This window comes from Mesorhizobium sp. M7A.F.Ca.MR.148.00.0.0, assembly GCF_003997735.1.
GTDB lineage: Bacteria > Pseudomonadota > Alphaproteobacteria > Rhizobiales > Rhizobiaceae > Mesorhizobium.
Window position 1 is genome coordinate 1 of the sequence record NZ_RZTB01000096.1, and the last position, 2,324, is coordinate 2,324.

At 63.0% G+C, this 2,324-nt stretch carries 3 protein-coding genes; all 3 read right to left on the reverse strand.

Going from position 1 to position 2,324, the window contains the following annotated elements; all coding sequences use genetic code 11:
• Positions 1-74 precede the first annotated feature (74 nt).
• From eutA to ehuC, 3 genes are read right to left on the reverse strand one after another with little or no spacing between them, the layout of a single operon-like run.
• A complete protein-coding gene (gene eutA, locus EOB49_RS25815; RefSeq protein ID WP_127382634.1) occupies positions 75-851 on the reverse strand; it encodes an ectoine utilization protein EutA in 777 nt (258 codons plus the stop codon).
• Positions 852-854: 3 nt separating this feature from the next.
• On the reverse strand, positions 855-1,514 hold the full coding sequence (gene ehuD, locus EOB49_RS25820) for an ectoine/hydroxyectoine ABC transporter permease subunit EhuD (RefSeq protein WP_127270574.1): 660 nt from the start codon (positions 1,512-1,514) through the stop codon (positions 855-857).
• A 34-nt stretch (positions 1,515-1,548) separates the two neighbouring features.
• Positions 1,549-2,208, reverse strand: a complete 660-nt coding sequence (gene ehuC / locus EOB49_RS25825; protein WP_127292796.1) for an ectoine/hydroxyectoine ABC transporter permease subunit EhuC — start codon at positions 2,206-2,208, stop codon at positions 1,549-1,551.
• Between the last annotated feature and the right edge of the window lie 116 nt (positions 2,209-2,324).

The window sequence follows — 2,324 nt, forward strand, 5'->3', positions numbered from 1 at the left end:
CAGCTAATCTCCCCCCTCGAGGGGGAGATGGCCGGCAGGCCAGAGGGGGGTGCTCGCTCACACTGGACATAATCTTACTGAACCAACGGCAACGTCATCAGCCGCCCGAACTCAGGATGCGGCGCCTCATCCCCGCACAATCTCAGGCAGTTCCAGGCGGTCGCCTGGTTGCTGGTCACCACGGGACGTCCGATCGCCTTTTCCATGCCGGTGAGCGCGAGGGCGCTACGCAGCGCCGTGCAGGACACGAACAGCGCATCGGCGGTGGCGCCGGTGGCTTCCCGCGCAAGATCGACAAGCGTTGCCGGTGCGATGCGCGCCATCTCGCGGTCATCCTCGAAACCGAGGCAGGTGAAGCTGACGATCTCGAAGCCGCGCGCCGCGAAATAGGTGGCCATCGGCCTGGATGTTTCGACCGTGTAGGGAGTGAGGATGCTGAGCTTGTTTGCGCCCAGCGCACGCAGCCCGCGCACGCCCGCCATCGGCGGTGTGACCACCGGCACGCCGGGCTTTGCGACCTGGATCGCCGCCTCGATCTCGGCATCGCCGATTACCACCGAGGCCGAAGTGCAGGAATAGCAGATGGCATCGAGCTTCTCGTCCGGCAGGATCAGGGCCGCGCCCGCCGTCAGCGCCGGCTGCATCTTGCGCAGGTTTTCAGGCGTCGTCGGGTTGGCATAGGGAATGCGCGCGACATAGACGCCGACCCGCTCGCTCGCCACCATGCGGCGGAAATCCGGTTCGCTGGTGTGGTCAGTGGCCAGGATGATCAGGCCGATGCGCATGTCGAGCGGGCGTGCATCCAGCGCCGGCCGTTTCGGGTAGATCTTGATCTCGGGCAAGGGTTCCATCGGCTACCTCTCGATCTTGCCGTAGCGGCGTTCCAGCCAGCGCAGCAGCACGACCGAAAACAGACTGATGACCAGGAAGAAAGCACCGACTAGAGTGATCGGCTCGATATAGCGATAGTAGGTGTTGGCGACGCTTTTGGCCTGGTTCATCAGTTCCAGCACGGTGATTGCCGACAGCAGCGGCGTTTCCTTGAACATGGCGATGAAATAATTGGCGAGCGCCGGAATCATCGGTGGGATGGCCTGCGGAATGATGATGTGGGTCCAGGTCTGACTGGCGCTCAAATTGCATGCCTTGGCGGCCTCCCATTGGCCGCGCGGCACATTGTCGATGCCGGCACGATAAACCTCGGCCGTGTAGGTGCCGTAATGCAGCCCGAGCCCGATGACACCGGCGACCAGCGGCGGCAACAGGATGCCGATGTCGGGCAGCACGTAGAAAATGAAATAGAGCTGCACCAGCAGCGGCGTGCCACGGATGAATTCAGCCGCCCAGCCGACCGTGCGCGACAGCGCTTTGTTGGGCGAGCGGCGCGCCAGCGCAATGCCCAGCCCGACGACCGCCGCCAGCACCGAGCCGAGCAGCGTCGCCAGGATGGTGATCTTCACCCCCTGGATCAGCGTCGGCATGATTTCCCAGACGAAATTCCAATCCCATTCCATCAGCATGCCCAATTTATCAGAAGGAAATTGGCCATCAGGCACGCACCCCATCGAGGCCGCGCGCCATGCGTCGTTCCAGCGAGCGCACGCCCCACGAGATGAGCAGGGCGAGGATGAAATAGATGATCAGGATGGTGGTGAATGGCACCAGGGTGTTGCCGGTCTGGGCGCGCACCACCTGCGCCTGGAAGGTCAGGTCGGTGAGCGAGATCAGCGACACCACGGCGGTCGCCTTGAGCAATTCGATGGCGTTGTTGCCGAAAGTCGGCAGCATCACCAGCAGCGCCTGCGGCAGGATGATGTGGCGCATGCCTTGCCACCGCCCGAGATTGAGCGCGGTGCAGGCCTCATACTGTTCGCGGCCGATCGACTGGATGGCACCGCGCACGACTTCGGCGGCGTAGGCGCCGACATTGAGGCCGAGCGCCAGCACGCCGGCCTGCAACGGGGTCAACGAAATGCCGATGAAGGGCAGCACGAAATAGGCCCAGAACAACTGCACGAAGATCGAGGTGCCGCGGAAGAATTCGATGTAGGCGGTGGCCAGCGCGCGCAGCACGAAGAAACGCGACAGCCGCCCCATTCCGGCAAGAAAGGCCATGAACAGCGCAAGCACCGACCCCATCAGCGTCAGCTCGATGGTGACAAGAGCTCCCTGCAATATCAGGCCGAAATAGCCGGACCACTGGGTCATTTACGTTCCAACGTTGGGTTTAGCTCCTTCTCCCCGTTTACGGGGAGAAGGAGCCGGCAGGCAGATGAGGGGCAGCACTAGAGTCTCAGAACTTGGCGTCGCCCCTCATCCATCAC

Coding starts and splice junctions, on each gene's coding strand:
- eutA (WP_127382634.1), bottom strand. CDS start 851: ATGGAACCCTTGCCCGAGATCAAGATCTACCCGAAACGGCCGGCGCTG.
- ehuD (WP_127270574.1), bottom strand. CDS start 1,514: ATGGAATGGGATTGGAATTTCGTCTGGGAAATCATGCCGACGCTGATC.
- ehuC (WP_127292796.1), bottom strand. CDS start 2,208: ATGACCCAGTGGTCCGGCTATTTCGGCCTGATATTGCAGGGAGCTCTT.